Source organism: Bosea sp. 29B (genome assembly GCF_902506165.1).
Lineage (GTDB): Bacteria > Pseudomonadota > Alphaproteobacteria > Rhizobiales > Beijerinckiaceae > Allobosea.
The window spans coordinates 84,819-104,015 of the sequence record NZ_LR733817.1; the positions used below are offsets into that span (position 1 = coordinate 84,819).

Annotated in this window: 22 protein-coding genes; 12 read left to right on the forward strand and 10 right to left on the reverse strand. The window is 66.5% G+C overall.

The genetic code is table 11. The annotated features are described in order from the left end of the window. Positions 1 to 118: 118 nt before the first annotated feature. Together uvrC and GV161_RS00485 are read right to left on the reverse strand one after the other, a co-directional pair. On the reverse strand, positions 119 to 2,227 hold the full coding sequence (uvrC, locus tag GV161_RS00480; RefSeq protein ID WP_152012348.1) for an excinuclease ABC subunit UvrC: 2,109 nt from the start codon (positions 2,225 to 2,227) through the stop codon (positions 119 to 121). Positions 2,228 to 2,295: 68 nt separating this feature from the next. After that, the gene (locus GV161_RS00485) at positions 2,296 to 2,688 is read right to left on the reverse strand and encodes a RidA family protein (RefSeq protein ID WP_152012347.1); all 393 of its coding nucleotides are present in this window, start codon (positions 2,686 to 2,688) and stop codon (positions 2,296 to 2,298) included. Positions 2,689 to 2,889: 201 nt separating this feature from the next. On the opposite strand from GV161_RS00485, the gene GV161_RS00490 reads away from it, so the two are divergent. The 5 genes from GV161_RS00490 (at position 2,890) to GV161_RS00510 (ending at position 6,864) form a co-directional block, all read left to right on the forward strand. Next, on the forward strand, positions 2,890 to 3,456 hold the full coding sequence (locus GV161_RS00490; protein ID WP_152012346.1) for a hypothetical protein: 567 nt from the start codon (positions 2,890 to 2,892) through the stop codon (positions 3,454 to 3,456). A gap of 252 nt (positions 3,457 to 3,708) precedes the next feature. Further along, on the forward strand, positions 3,709 to 4,533 hold the full coding sequence (lgt, locus tag GV161_RS00495) for a prolipoprotein diacylglyceryl transferase (protein WP_152012345.1): 825 nt from the start codon (positions 3,709 to 3,711) through the stop codon (positions 4,531 to 4,533). Beyond that, positions 4,530 to 5,627, forward strand: coding sequence for an SAM-dependent methyltransferase (locus GV161_RS00500; RefSeq protein WP_152012344.1), 1,098 nt, complete (start codon positions 4,530 to 4,532; stop codon positions 5,625 to 5,627). Before lgt ends, GV161_RS00500 begins: the two co-directional genes overlap by 4 nt. A 22-nt stretch (positions 5,628 to 5,649) precedes the next feature. Continuing rightward, positions 5,650 to 6,414, forward strand: coding sequence for a peptidoglycan editing factor PgeF (gene pgeF / locus GV161_RS00505; protein ID WP_152012343.1), 765 nt, complete (start codon positions 5,650 to 5,652; stop codon positions 6,412 to 6,414). A gap of 162 nt (positions 6,415 to 6,576) precedes the next feature. Further along, a complete protein-coding gene (locus GV161_RS00510) occupies positions 6,577 to 6,864 on the forward strand; it encodes a hypothetical protein (RefSeq protein ID WP_152012342.1) in 288 nt (95 codons plus the stop codon). Between the two features lie 51 nt (positions 6,865 to 6,915). On the opposite strand, the gene GV161_RS00515 is transcribed toward GV161_RS00510, so the two are convergent. After that, a complete protein-coding gene (locus tag GV161_RS00515; RefSeq protein WP_244623896.1) occupies positions 6,916 to 7,662 on the reverse strand; it encodes an SDR family oxidoreductase in 747 nt (248 codons plus the stop codon). Beyond that, entirely contained in the window at positions 7,655 to 8,455 is an 801-nt protein-coding gene (locus tag GV161_RS00520; RefSeq protein WP_152012340.1) for a glycosyltransferase family 2 protein, read from the reverse strand. The genes GV161_RS00515 and GV161_RS00520 overlap by 8 nt, the downstream gene beginning before the upstream one ends. Positions 8,456 to 8,825: 370 nt before the next feature. Between GV161_RS00520 and GV161_RS00525 the strand changes: the two genes are divergently transcribed. Then, positions 8,826 to 9,497: an outer membrane protein gene (locus tag GV161_RS00525; protein ID WP_152012339.1), complete on the forward strand. Its 672-nt coding sequence runs from the start codon at positions 8,826 to 8,828 to the stop codon at positions 9,495 to 9,497. A gap of 256 nt (positions 9,498 to 9,753) precedes the next feature. Here GV161_RS00525 and GV161_RS00530 read toward each other — a convergent pair whose 3' ends face one another. The 5 genes from GV161_RS00530 to GV161_RS00550 form a co-directional block, all read right to left on the reverse strand. Beyond that, on the reverse strand, positions 9,754 to 10,356 hold the full coding sequence (locus GV161_RS00530; protein WP_193219477.1) for a glutathione S-transferase: 603 nt from the start codon (positions 10,354 to 10,356) through the stop codon (positions 9,754 to 9,756). 32 nt (positions 10,357 to 10,388) lie between these two features. Then, positions 10,389 to 11,240, reverse strand: a complete 852-nt coding sequence (gene rlmJ / locus GV161_RS00535; protein WP_152012338.1) for a 23S rRNA (adenine(2030)-N(6))-methyltransferase RlmJ — start codon at positions 11,238 to 11,240, stop codon at positions 10,389 to 10,391. 4 nt (positions 11,241 to 11,244) lie between these two features. Beyond that, positions 11,245 to 11,916, reverse strand: coding sequence for a ribonuclease T2 (locus GV161_RS00540; RefSeq protein WP_152012337.1), 672 nt, complete (start codon positions 11,914 to 11,916; stop codon positions 11,245 to 11,247). 13 nt (positions 11,917 to 11,929) lie between these two features. After that, on the reverse strand, positions 11,930 to 12,388 hold the full coding sequence (locus GV161_RS00545) for a hypothetical protein (RefSeq protein WP_152012336.1): 459 nt from the start codon (positions 12,386 to 12,388) through the stop codon (positions 11,930 to 11,932). 215 nt (positions 12,389 to 12,603) lie between these two features. After that, a complete protein-coding gene (locus GV161_RS00550; protein ID WP_152012335.1) occupies positions 12,604 to 13,494 on the reverse strand; it encodes a branched-chain amino acid aminotransferase in 891 nt (296 codons plus the stop codon). Between the two features lie 171 nt (positions 13,495 to 13,665). Here GV161_RS00550 and GV161_RS00555 point away from each other — a divergent pair, with 171 nt between their 5' ends. The 4 genes from GV161_RS00555 (at position 13,666) to GV161_RS00570 (ending at position 17,061) form a co-directional block, all read left to right on the forward strand. Further along, the gene (locus GV161_RS00555; RefSeq protein WP_152012334.1) at positions 13,666 to 14,187 is read left to right on the forward strand and encodes a MarR family transcriptional regulator; all 522 of its coding nucleotides are present in this window, start codon (positions 13,666 to 13,668) and stop codon (positions 14,185 to 14,187) included. 23 nt (positions 14,188 to 14,210) lie between these two features. Beyond that, positions 14,211 to 14,723 carry a hypothetical protein gene (locus GV161_RS00560; RefSeq protein ID WP_152012333.1) on the forward strand — a complete coding sequence of 171 codons (513 nt, stop codon included), beginning with the start codon at positions 14,211 to 14,213 and terminating at the stop codon, positions 14,721 to 14,723. A 158-nt stretch (positions 14,724 to 14,881) separates the two neighbouring features. Further along, positions 14,882 to 15,607 (forward strand): response regulator, encoded by a 726-nt coding sequence (locus tag GV161_RS00565; protein WP_152012332.1) that lies wholly within the window; start codon positions 14,882 to 14,884, stop codon positions 15,605 to 15,607. 5 nt (positions 15,608 to 15,612) lie between these two features. Then, positions 15,613 to 17,061, forward strand: a complete 1,449-nt coding sequence (locus tag GV161_RS00570) for an ATP-binding protein (RefSeq protein WP_244623895.1) — start codon at positions 15,613 to 15,615, stop codon at positions 17,059 to 17,061. Positions 17,062 to 17,151: 90 nt separating this feature from the next. On the opposite strand, the gene GV161_RS00575 is transcribed toward GV161_RS00570, so the two are convergent. Further along, positions 17,152 to 17,373, reverse strand: coding sequence for a DUF1127 domain-containing protein (locus GV161_RS00575; protein WP_152012331.1), 222 nt, complete (start codon positions 17,371 to 17,373; stop codon positions 17,152 to 17,154). Positions 17,374 to 17,478: 105 nt separating this feature from the next. Between GV161_RS00575 and gcvA the strand changes: the two genes are divergently transcribed. Both gcvA and GV161_RS00585 read left to right on the forward strand, forming a co-directional pair. After that, on the forward strand, positions 17,479 to 18,402 hold the full coding sequence (gene gcvA, locus GV161_RS00580; RefSeq protein ID WP_152012330.1) for a transcriptional regulator GcvA: 924 nt from the start codon (positions 17,479 to 17,481) through the stop codon (positions 18,400 to 18,402). Positions 18,403 to 18,516: 114 nt separating this feature from the next. Then, positions 18,517 to 19,197 carry an alpha/beta hydrolase gene (locus GV161_RS00585; RefSeq protein ID WP_152012329.1) on the forward strand — a complete coding sequence of 227 codons (681 nt, stop codon included), beginning with the start codon at positions 18,517 to 18,519 and terminating at the stop codon, positions 19,195 to 19,197.

The window sequence follows — 19,197 nt, forward strand, 5'->3', positions numbered from 1 at the left end:
CGCCATTCGCCACGCATGCCCCGCACCAAGGACAGCAACTTCGCGGCGAGAACATGCTCAAATTTGTGAGCTGGCACGAATTCTCGTCGCTCCACAGATACCCGGCGAAATGTGCGCACTAATGCTCATGGAAGTGGGCATGCACCGCCTTTGCTGTCGCAGCGTTGACGCCGGGGGTCCGCATCAGGTCGTCGAGCTTGGCGCGCTGGATCGCCTTCACCGTGCCGAAATGCAGCAGCAGCGCCCGTTTGCGCGACGGGCCGATGCCCGGAATCTCGTCGAGCGGGTTGGTCTTGATGTCGCGCTTGCGCTTGGCGCGGTGGGTGCCGATGGCGAAGCGGTGGGCCTCGTCGCGCAGGCGCTGGATGAAGAACAGGGCCGGATCGCGCGGCGGCAGCTTGAACGGCTCCTTCCCGACCATGAAGAAGGTCTCGCGCATGGCGTTGCGATCCTCGCCCTTGGCGATGGCGACGAGCGCGATATCGGTGACGCCGCATTCGGCCATGATCTTGCGCGCCGCCTCGAACTGCCCCTTGCCGCCGTCGACGATGACGAGGTCGGGGCGGGAGGGGAAGGTGGCGTCGTCTTCGGGCGATTCGGGCGTCTGCCCGGTAGCCTCTTCAGGAGAGACAGTAGCGGGAGAGGGACTTGAAGCCCCGACTTCGTCCACAACTGCATCGGGCTGGCCAGTCGTGTCCGCCTGAGCCAGCTCGGGCACTTCATCGGTTGTCCCACTCTCCTTCGCCAGCCGCGAGAACCGCCGCTTCAGCACCTCGCGCATCATGCCGAAATCGTCGCCGGCGATGGTGTCGGACGAGATGTTGAAGGTGCGGTAATGGCTCTTCATGAAGCCGTCCCGCCCGGCAACGACCATGCCGCCGACAGCGTTGGTGCCCATGATGTGCGAGTTGTCGTAGACCTCGACCCGGCGCGGCGCCTTCGCCATGCCGAAGGCTTCGCCGAGCGCGGCAAGCAGGCTCTGTTGGCCGGCATTGTCGGCGAGCTTGCGGGCGAGCGCCTCATGCGCGTTCTTCTGGGCATGGGCGACGAGGTCGCGTCGCTCGCCGCGCTTGGGCGTCGCGAGCTCGACCTTGCGGCCGGCGCGCTCGCACAGGGCCTGTGCGATGAGATCATTCTCGGCCAGCTCATGCGAAAGCAGGACGAGCCGCGGCGGCGGCTTGTCGTCGTAGAACTGGGTGACCACAGAGGCTAGCACCTCGGCAGGGGTCAGGCTCTTGTCGGCGCGCGGGAAGAGCGCGCGATTGCCCCAGTTCTGCTTGTTGCGGAAGAAGAATATCTCGACGCAGAACTGGCCGGCCTGCTCGTCGATGGCGAAGACGTCGGCCTCCTCGACCCCTTGCGTGTTGATGTCCTGCCCGGCCTGCACCGCCGAGAGCGCCGCCAGCCGGTCGCGATAGCGCGCCGCCTTCTCGAATTCGAGCTCCTCGGCCGCCGCCTGCATGCGCTTGGAGAGCAGCTCTTTCACCGCCGAGGAGCGGCCGGAGAGGAAGTCGCGCGCCTGGTCGGCCAGGCCCTGATAGTCGCTATGCGAGATCTCGCCGGTGCAGGGGCCGGAGCAGCGCTTGATCTGGAACAGCAGGCAGGGCCGGGTGCGGTTCTCATAATAACTGTCCGAACAGGAGCGCAGCAGGAACGCCTTCTGCAGCGCGTCGATGGTGCGCTCGACCGCCCAGACCGAGGCGAAGGGGCCGAAATAATCACCCTTGCGCTGGCGCGAGCCGCGGTGCTTGGCGATCTGCGGTGCCGGATGGTCGCCGGACAGGAAGATGTAGGGGAAGGATTTGTCGTCGCGCAGCAGCACGTTGTAGCGCGGCCTGAGCTGCTTGATCAGGTTCGATTCGAGCAGCAGCGCCTCGGTCTCGGTGCCGGTGGTGACGAACTCCATGTTCGCGGTCTCGGCGATCATGCGCGCGACAGCATTGGTGTGCGCCATGCCGCGGGCATAGGCCGTAACCCGGTTCTTCAGGCTCTTGGCCTTGCCGACATAGAGCACCTCGCCGGCGCGATCGAACATCCGGTAGACGCCCGGTTTGTTCGGCAGGTGCCTGGCGAAGTCGGCGATCACCTCGATCCCCGCCTTGAGCGCGCTGGGCGCCGCCTCGCCAAGGTCGAGCCCGGCTTCGGGCGGGGGAAGGATGTCCTCCTCGTCCTTGAAGTCCTCGTCCGGCAGCTCTTGCTCCGGTGGCTCTTGGCGTTCGCGATTCATGACATGCATGTAGGATGCCGCAGGCGCTTCGTCATGTCAGGAGCGCAGACAAGATTTCGGTGCTGTCTCTAGGCCGCAGCGATGCAGTCGATCTCGATGTCGAAAGGCCCGAACCAGACCGGCACGCAGAGAAAGATCCGGGCTGGCGGCTCCTTGGGAAAATAGCGGGCGTAGACTGCGTTGACGGCGGCGAACTTGTCGGGGGAGGTGCAATAGACATTGCATTTCAGCACATTCGCCAGCGACGAGCCGGCGGTTTCGAGACAGAGCTTCATCTGCTCCAGCACGAGCTCCGTCTGTCGTTCGATCGGTGCCTGGGCGATCTCGCCGGTCGCCGGATCGAAGGGCGGCATGCCTGAGACATAGAGGGTATCGCCATGACGAACCAGCGGCGAGAACGGCACCTTCAAACGGTCGCCCCAAGTCGAGAACGGCTCGACACGAATGACATCTCGTCTCATCGGATTCTCCTGCGTGGCAAGCTGCAGGCTAGCAGGCGATTTGAACGGCCCAGAGCAGGAACGCTACGGTTCTGACCGAAGGATCCCGCTCTCCCTTGCGTTGAAAAACGAGCAAGGAATCCTTTGCCATTCCGAATGGTTGCGCTTCGGGCTTCCTGCGAGTTTCGGTAGAAGCAGGCTCCGCTTCGCCCGAGGCCGTCCATGTCCGTCGATATCCTGACGAAGATCGCATTGTTCGTTCCGGCTTTCATGGCTGTGACCGCGCTTTGCGTCTGCCTGCAGCGGCGGCGGGCGCGGCGGCATGGCGAGTGGAAATACCTGACGCCCGGCCCGTATTTCTGGCTCGGCCTGTTCGCCGGCGTGTTGATCACCGCGGTCGCGACACTGGTGGTCGCAGGCGGGCGCGTCGAGCGAACCTCGGGCCTGCTCTTCACCAGCGCCTTCGCCGGCATCACCCTGTTCCTGGCGATCCAGGCCCTGGTCGAGCAGGTGCGCTGGAACAGCCTGCGCATCGAGCGCCGGACGATCCTCGGCCGGACGATCTCGCTGAGCTGGTTCGAGCTCGCCCGGATCGGCGGGGAGTGGACCGGCTATCTCTGGATCTCCTCCTTCGAAGGGCCGCGCCTGCGCTTCTCGACCTATGACAACGGCTTCGACGAATTGGCGCTGACGATCCAACGCCATTTGCCGACCGACCTGCCGCCGGCCTCGCCCGAACTGGCCGCGGAGCCGATGCTGGCACAGGCGCGGTTGCGCGGACGGGGCTGAACTATCCCCTTCCCCCCGCTTGCGGTGGGGAAAGGTTAGGGATGGGGGGACGGAAAGCAGGGCGCGAACGTTCTTCCAGGTTAGCGCCGAGCGGCACTGCCCCCCACCCAACCCTCCCCACCGCAAGCGGGGGGAGGGCTTGCGCTGGTCATCTGCGGCAGAGCTTACCCTCTTGGCTGTGTCGGTCTGACCTCTTGACCCGGACACCGCGCGCCCTGCATCACCGCAGCGCGCAACCCGGACCCGCTGCCCATGCCCGTCTTCGCCCTCCCCTTTCCGGTGATCGACCCGGTCGCGCTGCAGCTCGGCCCGCTCTCGATCAAATGGTATGGGCTCGCCTATGTCGTCGGCCTGCTCGGCGGCTGGTGGTATGCGCGCAAGCTCGCCGCGGCCGAGACGCTCTGGGGCGGACGCCGGCGGCCGGAGGTCGATTCGCTCGACGATTTCCTGCTGTTCGCCGCGCTCGGCGTCGTGATCGGCGGCCGGCTCGGCTTCGTGCTGTTCTATAACCTGCCCGAATATCTCGCCAATCCGCTGGAGATCTTCGCGGTCTGGAAGGGCGGCATGTCCTTCCATGGCGGACTCGTCGGCGCGGCGGCGGGCCTGTGGGTCTTCGCCATCAGGCGCGGCTATCCGCCGCTCTCGGCGCTCGATCTCGGTGCTGCGGTGGCACCGATCGGCCTGTTCCTCGGCCGCATCGCCAATTTCGTCAATGGCGAGCTCTGGGGCCGCCCGGCACCGGACGTGCCCTGGGCGATCGTGTTTCCGCATAGCGGGCCGGTGCCGCGCCATCCGAGCCAGCTCTACGAGGCCTTCAGCGAAGGACTCTTGCTGCTGGTGCTGCTGATGATCCTGGTCCGCATGGGTGGCCTGAAGCGCCCGGGTCTTGTCGCCGGGCTGTTCGGCATGGGCTACGGCATCGCCCGCACGACCTGCGAGTTCTTCCGCGAGCCCGATCCGCAGCTCGGCTTCCTGTTCGGAACGAACTGGCTGACCATGGGCATGGTACTGTCGGCGCCGCTGTTCCTCGCCGGCCTCTTCCTGGCCCTGCGGCGCAAGGAGTCCGCTGAAGCGTGAGCCTCCTCGCGCAGGAACTCGCGGAGCTGATCCGCCAGGAGGGACCGCTCAGCGTCTCCCGCTACATGGCGCTCTGCCTCGGCCATCCCCGCCATGGCTACTATATGAAGCAGGACCCGTTCGGTGCCGACGGGGACTTCACCACCGCCCCCGAGATCAGCCAGATCTTCGGCGAGCTGATCGGGCTCTGGGCGACGAGCGTCTGGCAGGCGATGGGCGCGCCGGCCTCCATCCGCCTCGTCGAACTGGGGCCCGGACGCGGCACGCTGATGCAGGACATGCTGCGGGCGACGCGGGCGCTGCCGGGCTTTCGCGATGCGCTGTCCGTGCATCTGGTCGAGATGAGCCCGGTGCTGCGCGAACGGCAGAGACAGACGCTGGCTGCGAGCGGTGCGGAGCCGCGCTGGCATGATCGAATCGACCAGGCGCTTGAAGGCCCGGCGATCATCGTCGCCAACGAATTCCTCGACGCACTACCGCTCGACCAGTTCGTCCGCACGCCGGAGGGCTGGCGCGAGCGGCTGGTTGGGTTGGATGAAGAAGGCCGGCTCGCTTTTGGTTTGGCGGGAGAGACCGATAGCTCGCTTTCGGTCGCTGCTCCCGTCGGCTCCGTGCTGGAACAGCCCGCCGCGGCGTCGGAAGCGGTCGCGACCGTCGCCAGGCATGTTGCAACCCAGGGCGGCGCGGGACTGTTCATCGATTACGGCCCGGCCCGCTCCGGCTTCGGCGACACGCTGCAAGGGTTGAAGCACCACGCCTTCGTCGACGTGCTGGCCGAGCCCGGCGATGCCGACCTAACCGTGCATGTCGATTTCGCCCGGATGGCCCAGGCGGGACTGGCCGCGGCGGCGGCGGCGCATGGCGCCGTCACGCAGCGCGACTTCCTGCTGGCGCTGGGATTGCAGCAGCGCTTCGAGGCGCTGTCCCGTCGCGCGAGCTCGGCGCAGGCGCAGACGCTCGCGAGCGGCGTCGAGCGCCTGATCGAAACCGGGCCGACGGCAATGGGCGAGCTCTTCAAGGTGCTGGCGGTCGCCGAGCGGAACCTGCCGCTCCTGCCCGGATTTGACCTTCATCGCCTGCCAGAGCAGGGCTGACCTGACAAACGGATGCACTGCCATGTTCATCACCTCGCCCGACCTCGCCCATGAACCCGGCATTCGCCACGCCTTCTTCACCCGCGAGGGCGGCGTCTCCGACGGGATCTACGCCTCGCTGAACGGCGGGCTCGGCTCGAATGACGACCAGAGCCATATCGCCGAGAACCGCGCCCGCATGGCCGGGCAGATGGGCGTCGAGCGCGACCGGCTGGTCAGCGTCCATCAGGTGCATTCGCCGGATGTGGCCGTGGTCACCGGCCCCTGGGAGGCGGAGCGACCCAAGGCCGATGCCATGGTTTCGGTCGCGCATGGCGTCGCGCTCGGCGTCTCCACCGCCGATTGCGGCCCGATCCTGTTCGCCGACTCGGAGGCCGGGGTCATCGGTGCCGCCCATTCCGGCTGGAAGGGCGCCTTCACCGGCGTGATCGGCGCGACCGTGACCGAGATGGAGAAGCTCGGCGCAAGGCGCGAGCGAATCATCGCCGTGCTCGGGCCGACGATCAGCGGCGCGGCTTACGAAGTCGGCCCGGAGTTCATCGAGCGCTTCAAGGGCGAGAACGCGACCTTCTCCCGCTTCTTCCACGCTTCCGAGCGGCCGGCGCATGCGATGTTCGACCTGCCGGCCTTCATCGCCCATCGCGCCCAGGAGGCCGGCATCGGCCGCTTCTATGACATGGCCCTGTGCACCTATGGCGACGAGGCGCGCTTCTACAGCTACCGCCGCACGACTCACCGACAGGAAGCCGATTACGGGCGACTGATCTCGGCGATCGCGCTGGGGTAGATTCTGCTCTGCCTAGCTCGCAGTGCAAGCTGACGGACGATTCCGGTGGTTAAGTCCACGCAACGTCTCGTTGCAGGGCTGGCTTCCATCGATGCCGAGTTGCGCACGCCGTGACGGAAAGGCATCCTCCCTCTGCCATCCACCTTGGCTGAGGGATTGAACATGGAACAAATCCTGATGAACCTGGTCGCAGGCGCGATCGGCGGCAATGCGGCGGGCAAGGCCTCGCCGACTTTCGATATCGGTACGATCGGCAATACGATCGCGGGTCTGGTCGGCGGCGGCGTACTCGGCCAGCTGATCCCGGTCCTGCTGCCTGCCATCTCCGCTGCGGCGATGGGTGGCAATCTCAGCGTCGGCGGCATCATCACCAATCTGATCAGCGGCGGCGCCGGTGGTGCCATCCTCACCGCGATCATCGGCGCCATCAAGAACAAGGCCTCGGCCTGATCCTTCCACCCCGGAGCTGCCGCCCCGGCGGCAGCTCCCCTCGCGACAAGCTCAGTCGACGATGTCGGGCGTGCGCCAGGCAATGTGCTGGCCGGCATCGACCGCGATCATCTGGCCGGTGATCGCCTTGGCCCGCGCCAGATAGAGCACCGCCTCGGCGATGTCGGCGGCCTCGACCTTGCGGCCGAGCGGTGTGCCGCCGGCCTCTGCCGCCAGCAGCGCCTCGCCGTTATGCGGGTTGGCGAAGGTCGGGCCCGGGCCGACCGCGTTGACCCGGATGCGCGGCGCCAGCGCCTGCGCCATCGTCGTCGTCGCCGTCAGCAGCGCCGCCTTGGTCAGCGTGTAGGAATAATATTGCGGCGTCAGCTTCCAGACGCGCTGGTCGACGATGTTGACGATCGCGCCCTGGCGCTCCGCGGGCAAGCGATTCGCCATCGCCCCGGCAAGAACCGAGGGCGCCCGCAGGTTGATCGAGAACTGGCGATTCCACATAAGCACATCCAGTGCCGTCAGATCGTCGACTAGGAAGCTCGAGGCACTGTTGACGAGCAGGCTGACGGGACCGAGCGCGGCTTCTGCTTCCGGCACGATCCGCTCGACCGCCGCGGGATCGACGAGGTCGGCGACGATGACATGGGCCCGGCCGCCTGCCGCGCCGATCTCATCCGCCAGCGCCAGCGCCTCGGCGCGCGAGCTGTTGCAGTGGATCGCGACCGCATAGCCGGCCTCGGCCAGGCGCAGGACAATGGCGCGGCCGATGCGCCTTGCCCCACCGGTGACGAGGGCGACCTCAGCCACCGGGGGCCCCATTGCCGTTGCCGCGGGCGCTGCGGCGCTGGAGCCGGCGCTCCCAATGCTTGGCGACGCGCAGATAGCGGTAGAAAGCGTAGTTCATCGCGGTCATGAAGCCATAGACCCCGCGCAGCATGTGACGCCGCCCGATATAGGCCTTGATGAAGTTCGCTGGAAACTCCGCGACCAGGCGGAAGACAGAGAGCGTCTCGCCGCGCGCGTCGAGATCATCGGCCTGTGCATCGCTGTAGGCATTGAGCTTCTGCATCTGCTCGCCGAGCGAACGCACCGAATAATGATGGATCGTGCCCTTGAGCCTGCCGACGCGCGCACCTGGCGCAAGGTCGACACGGTCATGCACCGGCGATGGCGAATAGCGCCCCTTGTCGGCTCGGTAGAGCCGGACCGGCGAGAGCGCATAGGCGAAGCGATGCGGCGCGCCCTCCCCCGGGAATATCTCGGCGATGCGCATGCGATAGGCGTCGCAGGCCGGCTCGCCTTTGGCGAACAGCGCGGCGATCTCGGCGACGAGATCCGGCGGTGTCACCTCGTCGGCGTCGAGATTGAGCAGCCAGGGATGGCGGCACTGCTCCTCGGCGAAGCGCTTCTGCGGGCCATAGCCCGGCCACGCGCGCTCGATCACGCGCGCGCCCAGATCAGCCGCAATGGCCTGGGTGCCGTCGGCCGAGCCGGAATCAATCACGACGATGTCATCGCTGAGGCCGCGGACCGCAGCTATGGTGCGGCCGATGCGGTCGGCTTCGTCGCGCGCGATGATGAAGATCGAAAGCGGAGGCACGCAGGTCTCGACGGGAAGGGCGGGGCCAGTCGGCTAAAGCATGGGCCGAGGCGTGCTGCAAGCAGTCGGCGCATAACGGGGCTGCACCTGCGAGGGAACCAAAAGCCGATCCAGGCGATTATGTGATCGCGGTCCGTAGTCGCTACCGTTGCGTTAGTATTCGGTTAGCCAATTCACACTGCCTTAACAAACACTAACCGAAATTGACTAATATGCCTTGCTTGTTCCTGATCGTGCCGCAATTTCGCCCCGGTCTGACCAGCACATGTGTTCTCGCCGCAACAGACACGGCCCGTCACCTGCCTTATAACGAGGCTACTGGGATCACCCGCCGGCCAGCGCCGGAAATACGATGACTAAGGAGTTTGTCATGAAGAAGTATCTGCTCTCGGGCGTTGCGGCCCTCGGCCTCATCGCTGCCGGCGCTGCCTCCGCTGCCGACCTGCCGAGCCGCAAGGGCCCGGTCGTTGCTCCGGTTTACGTTCCCGCCTTCACCTGGACCGGCTTCTACGTCGGTGCCAACGCCGGCTACGGCTGGGGCAACATGAAGTCGCGCGGCGTCAACGCCTTCGGCGATTTCGACGGCTTCGTCGGTGGTGGCCAGGTCGGCTACAACTACCAGCTCGGCCAGATCGTCCTCGGCGCTGAAGCCGACTTCCAGGGCGCTGACCTGAAGGCCGGCCCGAGCTTCGCTGGTCTGGGTCGCGTCAGCGAAGGCAAGACCGAGTGGTTCGGCACCGTCCGCGGTCGCGTCGGCTTCGCCTTCGACCGGTTCCTGCCCTACGTCACCGGTGGTCTTGCCTACGGCAGCGTGAAGACCTCGCTGGTGCCGGGCTTGACCCTCAACGGCCTGAACTCGGACTCCAACACCCACACCGGCTGGACCGTCGGCGCGGGCGTCGAGTACGCCTTCACCAACAACCTGGTTGGCGGCGTCGAGTACCTCTACGTCGACCTCGGCGACAAGCGCGTCTTCAACGGCGCCGACAAGGTCAGCACGGACTTCTCGCTGGTCCGCGCCCGCCTCAGCTACAAGTTCTGATTTTCTCCTCCCGGAGACAGAACAAACCCGGTGGCTTCGGCCACCGGGTTTTTTGTTGTCTTTCAGGTTGAAGAGTCGGCTCCGGCGAGCCTCGCAATCCGTCATTGCGAGCCCCCGGGTCCTGTCTTCGGCAAGCCCGAGGACAGACTCCGCCAAGCGATCCGGGAGCGGCAGAGCTCTACGCCGCTGGATTGCTGCGTCACCGACACTCCTCTCAATGACGATTCGCGACGATTGAGCCTGATCGAGCGGGCGCTTACCCCTTGAAGCGCGTCGCCTCGAAAGCCGGCACCTTGGCGGCGAAGCCGTCGAGCCAGGCGACCAGCGCCGGATGATCGGCCCGCCAGGCTCCTTCGAAGCGCAGATCGAGATAGCCCAGAGCGCAGGCCAGCGCGATCTCACCGATGCGCGGCCGCTCGTAGGCGGGCGGCGCGGCTTCGAGCGTCGCAAGCGCCCGGGCAACCTTGCCGGCCTGGTTCTCGGTCCAGGGCTGGCTGCGCATCTCAGGCGATCGCAGGCGGACCTCATAGACCTGCAGCAGCCCCCCATCGCAGATTCCGTCGGCGAGCGCCTGCAGGCGCAATTGCGCAAAGCGTCCTTCCCCGGCCGGGAAGAGCCTGCCGCCGCCGACGAGATGATCGAGATATTCGGCGATCACGCGCGAATCGAACAGCGTCGAGCCGTCCTCGAACACCAGGGTCGGAACCTTGCCGAGTGGATTCTGGCGACGCAGCGATTCCGTGGGATCGTTGGTGTCGGCCGGCACCACCTCGATCCGCTCCTCCAGCCCGAGCTCGGCGATGGCGATCTTGACTTTGCGGCCGAAGGGCGAGGTCGGGGAGGAGCGCAGAATCAGCATCGGGGCAGCCTTCGGGTTGGCAGGACGTGCGATCAGCCGTCGGGGCGGATCGCCTCGCAGCGATAGCGCGGGCGCGGCCCCTGCGCGAGCCGCTCGCACAGGGCCGGCAGCAGGATCTCGGCCTCCTGAACAAGCAGCCAGGGCGGATTGATGAGGAGCATCCCGGTTGCGCTCAGGCCACCAGCGGCGCCGGGGCGATCGACGTCGATCTCCATCCGGAGCAGCCGGCCGATGCCAGCACCGAGAATCGAATCGAGCAGGCCTTCGACTGCACGCTCCTCCTTGATCGGATACCAGAGCGCATAGATGCCGGTCGGCCATTTGCGATGCGCGGCTATGAACTCGGTTGCGAGCGTCGCAAACTCGTCCTTCTCCTCGAAGGGCGGGTCTATCAGAACGAGGCCGCGCCGCTCCTTGGGCGGGACATTGGCGCGCAGTGCCGTCCAACCGTCGATCTCGAGCGCCTTGCAGCGCTCGTCGCGGCCGAGCGCCTGGCTCAGCTTGCGGAAGGTGTTCTCATGCAGCTCGGCGGCGATCAGCCGGTCATCCCCGCGCATGGCATGGCGGCAGAGCCAGGGCGAGCCCGGATAGGCCTCGGCGCCGTGCCGGCTGCGTGCAGTGGCCAGCGCCTCGCGCCAAGGCTTCAGCAGTTCCTCGACCTGCGAGGCGAGCGGCGCCTGGTCGAGCCGCGCGACACCGTCGCGCCATTCATGCGTCTTCAGCGCCTCCTCGGAGCCGAGATCATAGCGGCCGGCGCCGGCATGGGTGTCGATCACGCGCCAGGGCTTGTCCTTGGCGTTGAGATGCGTGAGCACGCGCATCAGCACGACATGCTTGAGCACATCGGCGAAATTGCCGGCGTGGAAACCGTGGCGGTAGTTCATCGGGTCAGCGGATCGCGTTGACGCGGAAATCGCGGGCGCGGCAGCCAGAACGATCGACCTCGCCGCAGCTGCGGAAGCTGCGCAGGTCCTTGCTGAAGCAGATGCGCACCTCCTCCAGCACGCCGCGCCGGCAGGAAACCGACATCATGTCGGTACGCAGGCCCGGATTGGCGTCGACGAAGGCACGTTCGAGATCGAGCACCGTCCAGCTCCGCTCGCTCTCAACCATCGCCAACGCCGGCGGAAGCTTGACCTTCTCCCGCGCGCGGCGGACATCAGCGAAATAGTCGGACGGGCTCGAGCCGGAGCAAGTACCGTGCTTGCGCCACTGATAGCGCGCGAGGCTCTCGGTCGGGAACAGGCCCTCGGCCTGATCCATCGCCATGCGCGACGGGCTGCGGCCGGAGGGGCCGCAATCACTCGGAAATCCCCGCTCATATTGTGGCCAGAGGCCGTGCACGACGAAGCCGAGATTGGCGCCCGGAGCGCATTGCTCGCGATTGCGTCCGCGCCCGCCGTCGATCTCGCAGAAGCCCGGCGACCAGGACAAGGCCAGTACGTAGAAATCGAAATCGCCCGGCGTGCCGCCGCGATCATAGCGGCCTTGCGCCAGGGCGGTGCCACCGAGCGCGCAGAAGGCGGCCAGCAGGCCGGCGGCGATTCGCTTCAGTCGCATGGCTGTGCCTGGATCAGGGACGGGCCATCTTGCAATCGGGCGCGTAGGAGCGATGGCGGTCGAGCCCCGAGACGCACCAGTTGACGTTCCAAGTGTAGCCGAACAGGCCGAGATTCTCGCGGACGGAATAGTCGACCCGCCGCAGCACGCCGTCATTGGTCAGGACCCGCGCGGTGCAGAAACGGCGCGGGATGAAGTCCGCGCCCCAGGGACGCCAGGCAATCGGCTGGACGCGATCGAAGGTGACTGCCTGCAGCGGCCCCCAGAAGTTGGACTCGCGCGAATTGAAGCGGCTGGTGATCTCGCCGAGCACCGCCGGATCCTCGCAGGCCGGCAGGTTGCCATGCATCGCGATGATACGCTCTTCCGCCCGGTCGGCGGGATTGACGTAGCGCCCGCCCGCGGCCTGGGCGGACAGGCCGGTCAGGCAGATCGCGGCGGCAAGGGTGGAAAAAAGGGAAACCCGGCGCATGGGGGCCTCGTATGGGGAGAAGTTCGCTGCCGGCACGATGGCGATGGGGCCGGTCACGGTCAAGGCAGCACAGCGCTCGCCCGACCTGTCGCGCGGCCCCTGTGGCATTTCGATCCTGCCGGGGGACCGCCAGGGCGGCGCCCGGACAGGCATCAACGATCTGTCGCAAGCTCGCCATGCTCGCTCGACGGCGAGCATGGCGATGAAAGATGTGCTCAGGCCGCGGCCTTGGAAGCCTGCCGGACCTCGTCCGAATAGTCTTCCATGATCACCTTGCCCATATTGCCGGTGACGAACTTGTAGGGGCCGATCTCGGAGACCAGCGTCACCTCGGCCGCCGAGCCGGTGATGAAGCACTCGGCGAAGCCTTCCAGCTCTTCCGGCCGGATGCGGCGCTCGACCACCTCGAAGCCGCGCTTCCTGCACAGGTCGATCACCGACTGGCGGGTGATGCCGTTGAGGAAGCGGTCGGCCAGCGGGGTGTGGACCACGCCGTCCTTGATGAAGAAGATGTTGGCGCCGGTGCACTCGGCGACGTTGCCTTCCCAGTCGAGCATCATCGCATCGGCATAACCGGCGCGCTCAGCCTTGTGCTTGGAGAGCGAGCAGATCATGTAGAGCCCCGCCGCCTTGGCATGGACCGGTGCACAGGCCGGGTCGGGCCGGCGATACTCGGCGAGGTCGAGGCGCACGCCTTTCAGCTTCTGCGCCATGTCGAACATGCTCGGCCATTCCCACACCGCGATCGCCGTGTGGATGGTGTTGTTCATGCCCGAGACAGCCATCATCTCCGAGCCGCGCCAGGCGACCGGGCGCAGATAGGCGTCCTTGAGGCCGTTCTCCTTCAGGCAGAGATACTTCGCGGCATCGATCTCCGCGACCGAATACGGGATCGTAAAATCCATGATCTCAGCCGACTTGTGGAAGCGCTGCGAATGCTCGGTGCACTTGTAGATCACGCCGTCATAGGCCCGCTCGCCTTCGAAGACGCAGGAGCCATAGTGCAGGCCATGGGTGAGTACGTGCACCTTGGCCTCCTTCCACGGCACGAGCTTGCCGTCGAACCAGATGACGCCGTCGCGCTGGTCGAAAGGAATGACAGACATGATACAGTCCTCCAGGTGCTTTTCTTGCCTCCACTCCGCCACAGGCCGGAAAGGCGTGCAAGCGCGGTATCTATGCTGCGCCGAAACCGGCACTTGCGACATAATCGGTCGCCCCGCGTACTTGACCGGTAATCTTACGTCTGAGATATGTCAACAAGGCTGACATAAAAAATGAGCGTGACGGTGAGCACACCCGTATTGCATCCAGTTTCTGCCGCCCCACCCGAGGCGCCTGATACCACCGTGCCTTACGAGTTGATCGAGCTGTTCTTCTTCGCCTATCGCGACTTCGTCGGCGACCCCGACCGCATCCTCGCCGATTACGGCTTCGGCCGCGCCCATCACCGCGTCCTGCATTTCGTCGAGCGCCGGCCGGGGCTGACCATCGCCGAGCTGCTCGACATCCTGCAGATCACCAAGCAGAGCCTCAACCGCGTCCTGAAGGAGCTGGTCGAGACCGGCTTCGTCGAGTCGCGCACGGGCACGCAGGACAAGCGCCAGCGCAATCTCTACGCCACCCAGGCCGGCCGCGAGCTCGCCGTCAGGCTGGCGCAGCTGCAGGGCAAGCGCATCAACGGCGCGCTCGCCCAGGTGGGACCTGAGGCGGGCGAGATCGTCGCACGCTATCTCGCGGGGTTGATCGACCCGTCCGAGCGCAAGAAGGTGCAGGACGCGCTCGCCGGGCCGCGGTGACGAGGCGACGACACAGGATGATGATGCGCAGGATTCTCTTCGACTTCGCCGCCATGGCGGGCTTCATCGCCGCAGCGGCGGCGCAGGACGTGACCGCAAGCCTCAAAGGCCCCGCCACCGAGACCGTGACCCGCTATCTCAAGCAGACCCGCATCCCCTGCTATACGCAGAAGGGTGAGGAGACGTGCCGGATCATCGACACCGCCAGCGGTGCGAGCCTGTTCCATGGCAGCTTCAAGAATGATCCGACGCCCCATGCCGTCGCCTTCGTCAGCTATCAGTACGACCAGACCGGCAATGCGATGAACCAGATGGCGATCGTGTTCAGGGAAGCCGGCGGCCGTTGGACGCCGGTCGGCCGCGCCGACGAGACGGTCGGCATGGAGCCGCGCCAGGTCCAGTTCGGCCAGGGCGTCATCACCTACATCGGCACGGTCCTCGGGCCGAACGATTCCCGCGCCGGCCCGACCGGCCGCGGCCGCTTCAGCCTCAAGGTCACCGACCGCGGCGTCACCTTCGGCAAGGCGGGTCGTTGAATATCGAAGTCGCGTACCCTGCCGCAGACGTTGCAGAACGTTAGACAATGTTATCCGAGGCCTCCCCCGGCGCGGGCCTGAGTTCCGGCGGCCTATGCTATCCTTATGCGAAGGCAGCGGCGCATCGCCCGGTGTCGGAGGCGGAAAGAGGAGCCCAGATGGCGGCCAGCGTGCTCAAGCCAGTGCCTGACGAGGCCCCGCATATCTTGGTGGTCGATGACGATCGCCGCCTGCGCGACCTGCTGGCGCGCTTCCTTGGCGACCATGGCTACCGCGTCACCACCGCTGCCAACGCTGCCGACGCCGATACCCGCCTCGGCCATCTCGTCTTCGACGCCATGGTGCTCGACGTGATGATGCCCGGGGAGAACGGCTTCGACTTCGCCCGCCGCCTGCGCAAGAGCTCGCAGGTGCCGATCCTGATGCTGACCGCCCGTGCCGATTCGAACGACCGCATCAACGGCCTGGAGATCGGCGTCGACGACTATCTCTCCAAGCCCTTCGAGCCGCGCGAGCTGATCCTGCGCCTCGGCAATGTCCTGAAGCGCAACGCCCAGCCCGAAGCGCCGTCTGCGCCGATGCGGCCGGACTATGTCCGTTTTGGACCATTCATCTACGGCCTCGCCCGCGGCGAACTGCGCCAGGGCGAGGACTCGATCCGCCTGACCGAGCGCGAGCGCGAGATCCTGACCACATTGGCCGAACGAGCCGGCGAGCATGTCCCGCGCGAGCAGCTCGCCGCCCAGGGCTCCGCCGCCAACGACCGCACCATCGACGTGCAGATCAACCGGCTGCGCCGCAAGATCGAGCGCGACCCGGCCGACCCGCTTTATCTCCAGACCGTGCGCGGCATCGGCTACCGCCTCGTCGTCGACAGGACCTGACCGGCATGGCCGACGCTTCGCTCAGGCGTCGCCTCGTCCCGCTCGCCGCGCGGACGCTGGCGAAGCTGCGCATTGCCTGCAGCAAGGGCATGTCGGTACTCTCCGCCGTGATCGCGCCGCTCCGGCGCCTGCCGGAGCGCTGGCTGCGCCCGGTCGCGCGCATCATGCCCAAGGGGCTCTATCCGCGCGCCCTCGTCATCGTCATCGCACCGGTGGTGCTGCTGCAATCGGTCATCGCCTATGTCTTCATGGAGCGGCACTGGCAGACGGTGACGCAGCGGCTTTCCTCAGCCGTCTCGTCGGAGATCGCGACGCTGATCGACGTCTATGAGAGCTATCCGCAGGACGACCAGGCGACGGTGATTGGCCGGATTGCCGAGGAGCGGCTCGGCATGGATGTCGAGATCCTGCCCGATACCGACCTGCCGGCGCCCGGCACCCGCCCCTTCTTCTCGTTGCTCGACAGTGCGCTCTCGGCCGAGCTCGCCCAACAGGTCAAGCGGCCCTTCTGGCTCGACACGGTCGGCCGCTCCAGCCTGATCGAGATCAGGATCAAGATCGGCAAGGACGTGATGCGGGTGCTGACCCGGCGCAGCCAGGCCTATGCCTCGAACAGCCACATCTTCCTGCTCTGGATGATAGGCACCTCGCTGATCCTTTTGACCATCGCGGTGCTGTTCCTGCGCAACCAGATCCGGCCGATCCTGCGCCTGGCCGACGCCGCCGAAGCCTTCGGCAAGGGCCGCGACGCCGATTTCCGGCCCCGCGGCGCGCGCGAGGTCCGCCGCGCCGGCAATGCCTTCATCGAGATGAAGCGGCGCGTCGAACGCTCGATCGGCGAGCGTACCATGATGCTGAACGGCGTCAGCCACGATCTGCGGACCATTCTGACGCGGTTCAAGCTCTCTCTTGCCCTTCTCGAAAAGTCGCCCGACCTCGAGGCGCTCGAGAAGGATGTCGATGAGATGAGCCGCATGCTCGAGGATTATCTCGCCTTCGCGCGTGGCGATGCCGGCGAGGCGCCGGTCGAGGCCGATATCCGCGCCTTGCTGGAAACGCTCAAGGCCGACGCCGAACGCCAGGATCACCAGACCGAGCTCACGGTGGTCGGCGACCCGCTGGTCGTCGTCCGGCCCGACGCGATCCGGCGCCTGCTCACCAATCTGGTTTCGAATGCCGCGCGCTTCGGCGACCGCATCGCCATCCGCGCCACCCATGACGCGCGCTATCTGATCGTCATGGTCGACGATGACGGCCCGGGCATCCCGCCGGAGCTGCGCGAAGACGTCTTCAAGCCGTTCTTCCGCGTCGACGAGGCCCGCAATGTCGACGGCGGCGGCACCGGCCTTGGCCTCGCCATCGCTCGCGACATCGCCCGCTCGCATGGCGGCGACATCATGCTGGGCGAGTCGCCGCTCGGCGGCCTGCGCGCCACGGTCAGGCTGCCGGTCTGAGCGGGCGGGCACACGTCATACAGAGAACCAAGTCGTCCCGGGCGAGCATAGCTCGATCCGGGACGACTTGAGTGTCGAAAGCGGGGAAGTTCAGTGGCTCCACAAGGCCTTGCGGGCCGAGCTGTTGACCCGTTCCACGTCGCTGCGGGAGAGCGCGATGTCGGAGAGCGCCACGTCGTCCAAGCGATAGAGCGCCCGCGCGCTGGCCCGCGCCGTCAGCCAGTCCTCGAAACGCAGGAACAGCCCGGCGAGCCCATGAGCCTGGTGAGCGGTGGAGAGCGAAAGATTTCCTGTGGTGGTCCCGGCCGGCATCACGGCCTCCTTTGATCTCGTTTCTGACTGAGAATTTGGGGCTTGCGAGCCTTGCAAGCAAATGAGAACTTCTTTGTCTCAGCCCAAGCAAAACTTGGCCGTCCGATGTCCCGCCGCCACCTCCCGCCCCTGACCTCGCTGCGCGCTTTCGAGGCCGCGTCACGACACCTCAACTATGAGCGGGCGGGCGATGAGCTGGCTGTAACCGCCAGCGCCGTCGGCCAGCAGGTCAAGACCCTCGAAGCCTGGCTCCAGCGCCCGCTCTTCACCCGGCTGCCGAGCAAGGGCATCGCGCTGACGCCGCTCGGCCAACGCTATGCCACCGCGATCTCGCAGGTGCTCGATCAGCTCGACGAGGCCACCGCGCGAGCCTTGCGGCCCGACACCGCCAATGTCCTCACGGTCAGCACCATGCCGAGTTTCGCGCTGAGCTGGCTGATTCCGCGCCTCGGCGTGCTCAAGCAGCGCCATCCCGAACTGGAGGTGCGCATCTCGGTGTCGATGCATCTCACCGACTTCACCCGCGAGGATGTCGACATCGCCGTCCGCTATGGCCAGGGCGCCTATACCGGCCTGCACTCCGAACTGCTGATGACGGAGACCTTCTTTCCCGTCTGCAACGCGGCGCTCCTCAACGATCCCGACCGGCCGTTGCGCGAGCCGTCCGACCTGCGCCATCACACCCTGCTGCATGAGCTGGCAGAGGGCATCCCGGAATATGTGACCTGGCCGCAATGGCTGGCCTATGCCGGCGTCGACGATATCGACGCCTCGCACGGTCCGCGCTTTTCCCATACCTTCCTTGCCCTGCAGGCCGCATCCTCGGGCCAGGGCATCGCGCTCGCGACCAGCGCCCTGATCGGCGATTATCTCGAAGCTGGCCGCCTGGTACGCCCGTTTCCGCAGCAATTGCCGGGCGCCTACCAGTACTATGTCGTCTGCCCCGAGGCCGTGGCGCAGCGCCCGGCGATCGCCGCCTTCCGTCGCTGGATCCATGAGGAAGCGGCCCAGCATGCGACACTGCGCTGATTTCACACGCCTGCCACCAAATGAAACTAGCCTGCAGGCATGCGGTTTCTCATGATCGGGACCGGGGGGTGGCCCGACCTGAGCACAAAAGGGGGGATGCAGATGATCGTCGAAATGAGAAGCTTGCTGCTCGCCGTGACGGTGGCGCTGCTGCCCGGCTTCGTCTCGGCGGAGGAAGTCGTCGATCTCGGCGGCTTCTTCGGCGGCGGCAAGGCGCTGCTCGACAAGCCCGCCGGCAAGGCGAAGGCCGGGGTCGTGCTGCTCACCGGCGGCGACGGCTATGTCGGCATCGGCAGCGACGGCAGCGTCGAGCGCAGCGGCAACTGGATCATCCGCACGCGCGGCGCCTATGCCAGGAGCGGCATCGCCAGCATTACGCTCGACGGCGGCGCCGATCCGAACAAGGCGATCGAGCTGATGCGCACCATTGCGCCGCGTGTCGTCGTCGTCGCGATGAGCCGTGGCGCACTGAAGGTTCCCGGCACGCTGTCGGCCCGACCGGATGGCATCGTCTTCGCCTCGGCCATGCTCGACGCCGCCAAACCCTCGCTCGGCGATCCCGCCAGCCTGCCGCCGACCCTGATCATCCAGCATCGCCAGGATACCTGCCGCGTGACGCTGCCGGAATCGGCAATCTCCTTCCAGCAATGGGCCGGCAATCGCGCCCGCCTGCTCTGGATCGACGGCGGTACTTCCTCCGGCGATCCCTGCCAGGCACGCGCCTATCACGGCTTCATCGGCCGCGAGGGCGCGGTTGTCTCGGCGATCACCGGCTTCGTCGGCTCTCTGCGCTGA

Coding starts and splice junctions, on each gene's coding strand:
- GV161_RS00525 (WP_152012339.1), top strand. CDS start 8,826: ATGAAGAAGTATCTGCTCTCGGGCGTTGCGGCCCTCGGCCTCATCGCT.
- GV161_RS00585 (WP_152012329.1), top strand. CDS start 18,517: ATGAGAAGCTTGCTGCTCGCCGTGACGGTGGCGCTGCTGCCCGGCTTC.
- GV161_RS00570 (WP_244623895.1), top strand. CDS start 15,613: ATGGCCGACGCTTCGCTCAGGCGTCGCCTCGTCCCGCTCGCCGCGCGG.
- GV161_RS00565 (WP_152012332.1), top strand. CDS start 14,882: ATGGCGGCCAGCGTGCTCAAGCCAGTGCCTGACGAGGCCCCGCATATC.
- GV161_RS00540 (WP_152012337.1), bottom strand. CDS start 11,916: ATGCGACTGAAGCGAATCGCCGCCGGCCTGCTGGCCGCCTTCTGCGCG.
- GV161_RS00575 (WP_152012331.1), bottom strand. CDS start 17,373: ATGCCGGCCGGGACCACCACAGGAAATCTTTCGCTCTCCACCGCTCAC.
- GV161_RS00555 (WP_152012334.1), top strand. CDS start 13,666: ATGAGCGTGACGGTGAGCACACCCGTATTGCATCCAGTTTCTGCCGCC.
- uvrC (WP_152012348.1), bottom strand. CDS start 2,227: ATGAATCGCGAACGCCAAGAGCCACCGGAGCAAGAGCTGCCGGACGAG.
- lgt (WP_152012345.1), top strand. CDS start 3,709: ATGCCCGTCTTCGCCCTCCCCTTTCCGGTGATCGACCCGGTCGCGCTG.
- gcvA (WP_152012330.1), top strand. CDS start 17,479: ATGTCCCGCCGCCACCTCCCGCCCCTGACCTCGCTGCGCGCTTTCGAG.
- GV161_RS00560 (WP_152012333.1), top strand. CDS start 14,211: ATGCGCAGGATTCTCTTCGACTTCGCCGCCATGGCGGGCTTCATCGCC.
- GV161_RS00510 (WP_152012342.1), top strand. CDS start 6,577: ATGGAACAAATCCTGATGAACCTGGTCGCAGGCGCGATCGGCGGCAAT.
- GV161_RS00550 (WP_152012335.1), bottom strand. CDS start 13,494: ATGTCTGTCATTCCTTTCGACCAGCGCGACGGCGTCATCTGGTTCGAC.
- GV161_RS00485 (WP_152012347.1), bottom strand. CDS start 2,688: ATGAGACGAGATGTCATTCGTGTCGAGCCGTTCTCGACTTGGGGCGAC.
- rlmJ (WP_152012338.1), bottom strand. CDS start 11,240: ATGAACTACCGCCACGGTTTCCACGCCGGCAATTTCGCCGATGTGCTC.
- GV161_RS00490 (WP_152012346.1), top strand. CDS start 2,890: ATGTCCGTCGATATCCTGACGAAGATCGCATTGTTCGTTCCGGCTTTC.
- GV161_RS00530 (WP_193219477.1), bottom strand. CDS start 10,356: ATGCTGATTCTGCGCTCCTCCCCGACCTCGCCCTTCGGCCGCAAAGTC.
- pgeF (WP_152012343.1), top strand. CDS start 5,650: ATGTTCATCACCTCGCCCGACCTCGCCCATGAACCCGGCATTCGCCAC.
- GV161_RS00545 (WP_152012336.1), bottom strand. CDS start 12,388: ATGCGCCGGGTTTCCCTTTTTTCCACCCTTGCCGCCGCGATCTGCCTG.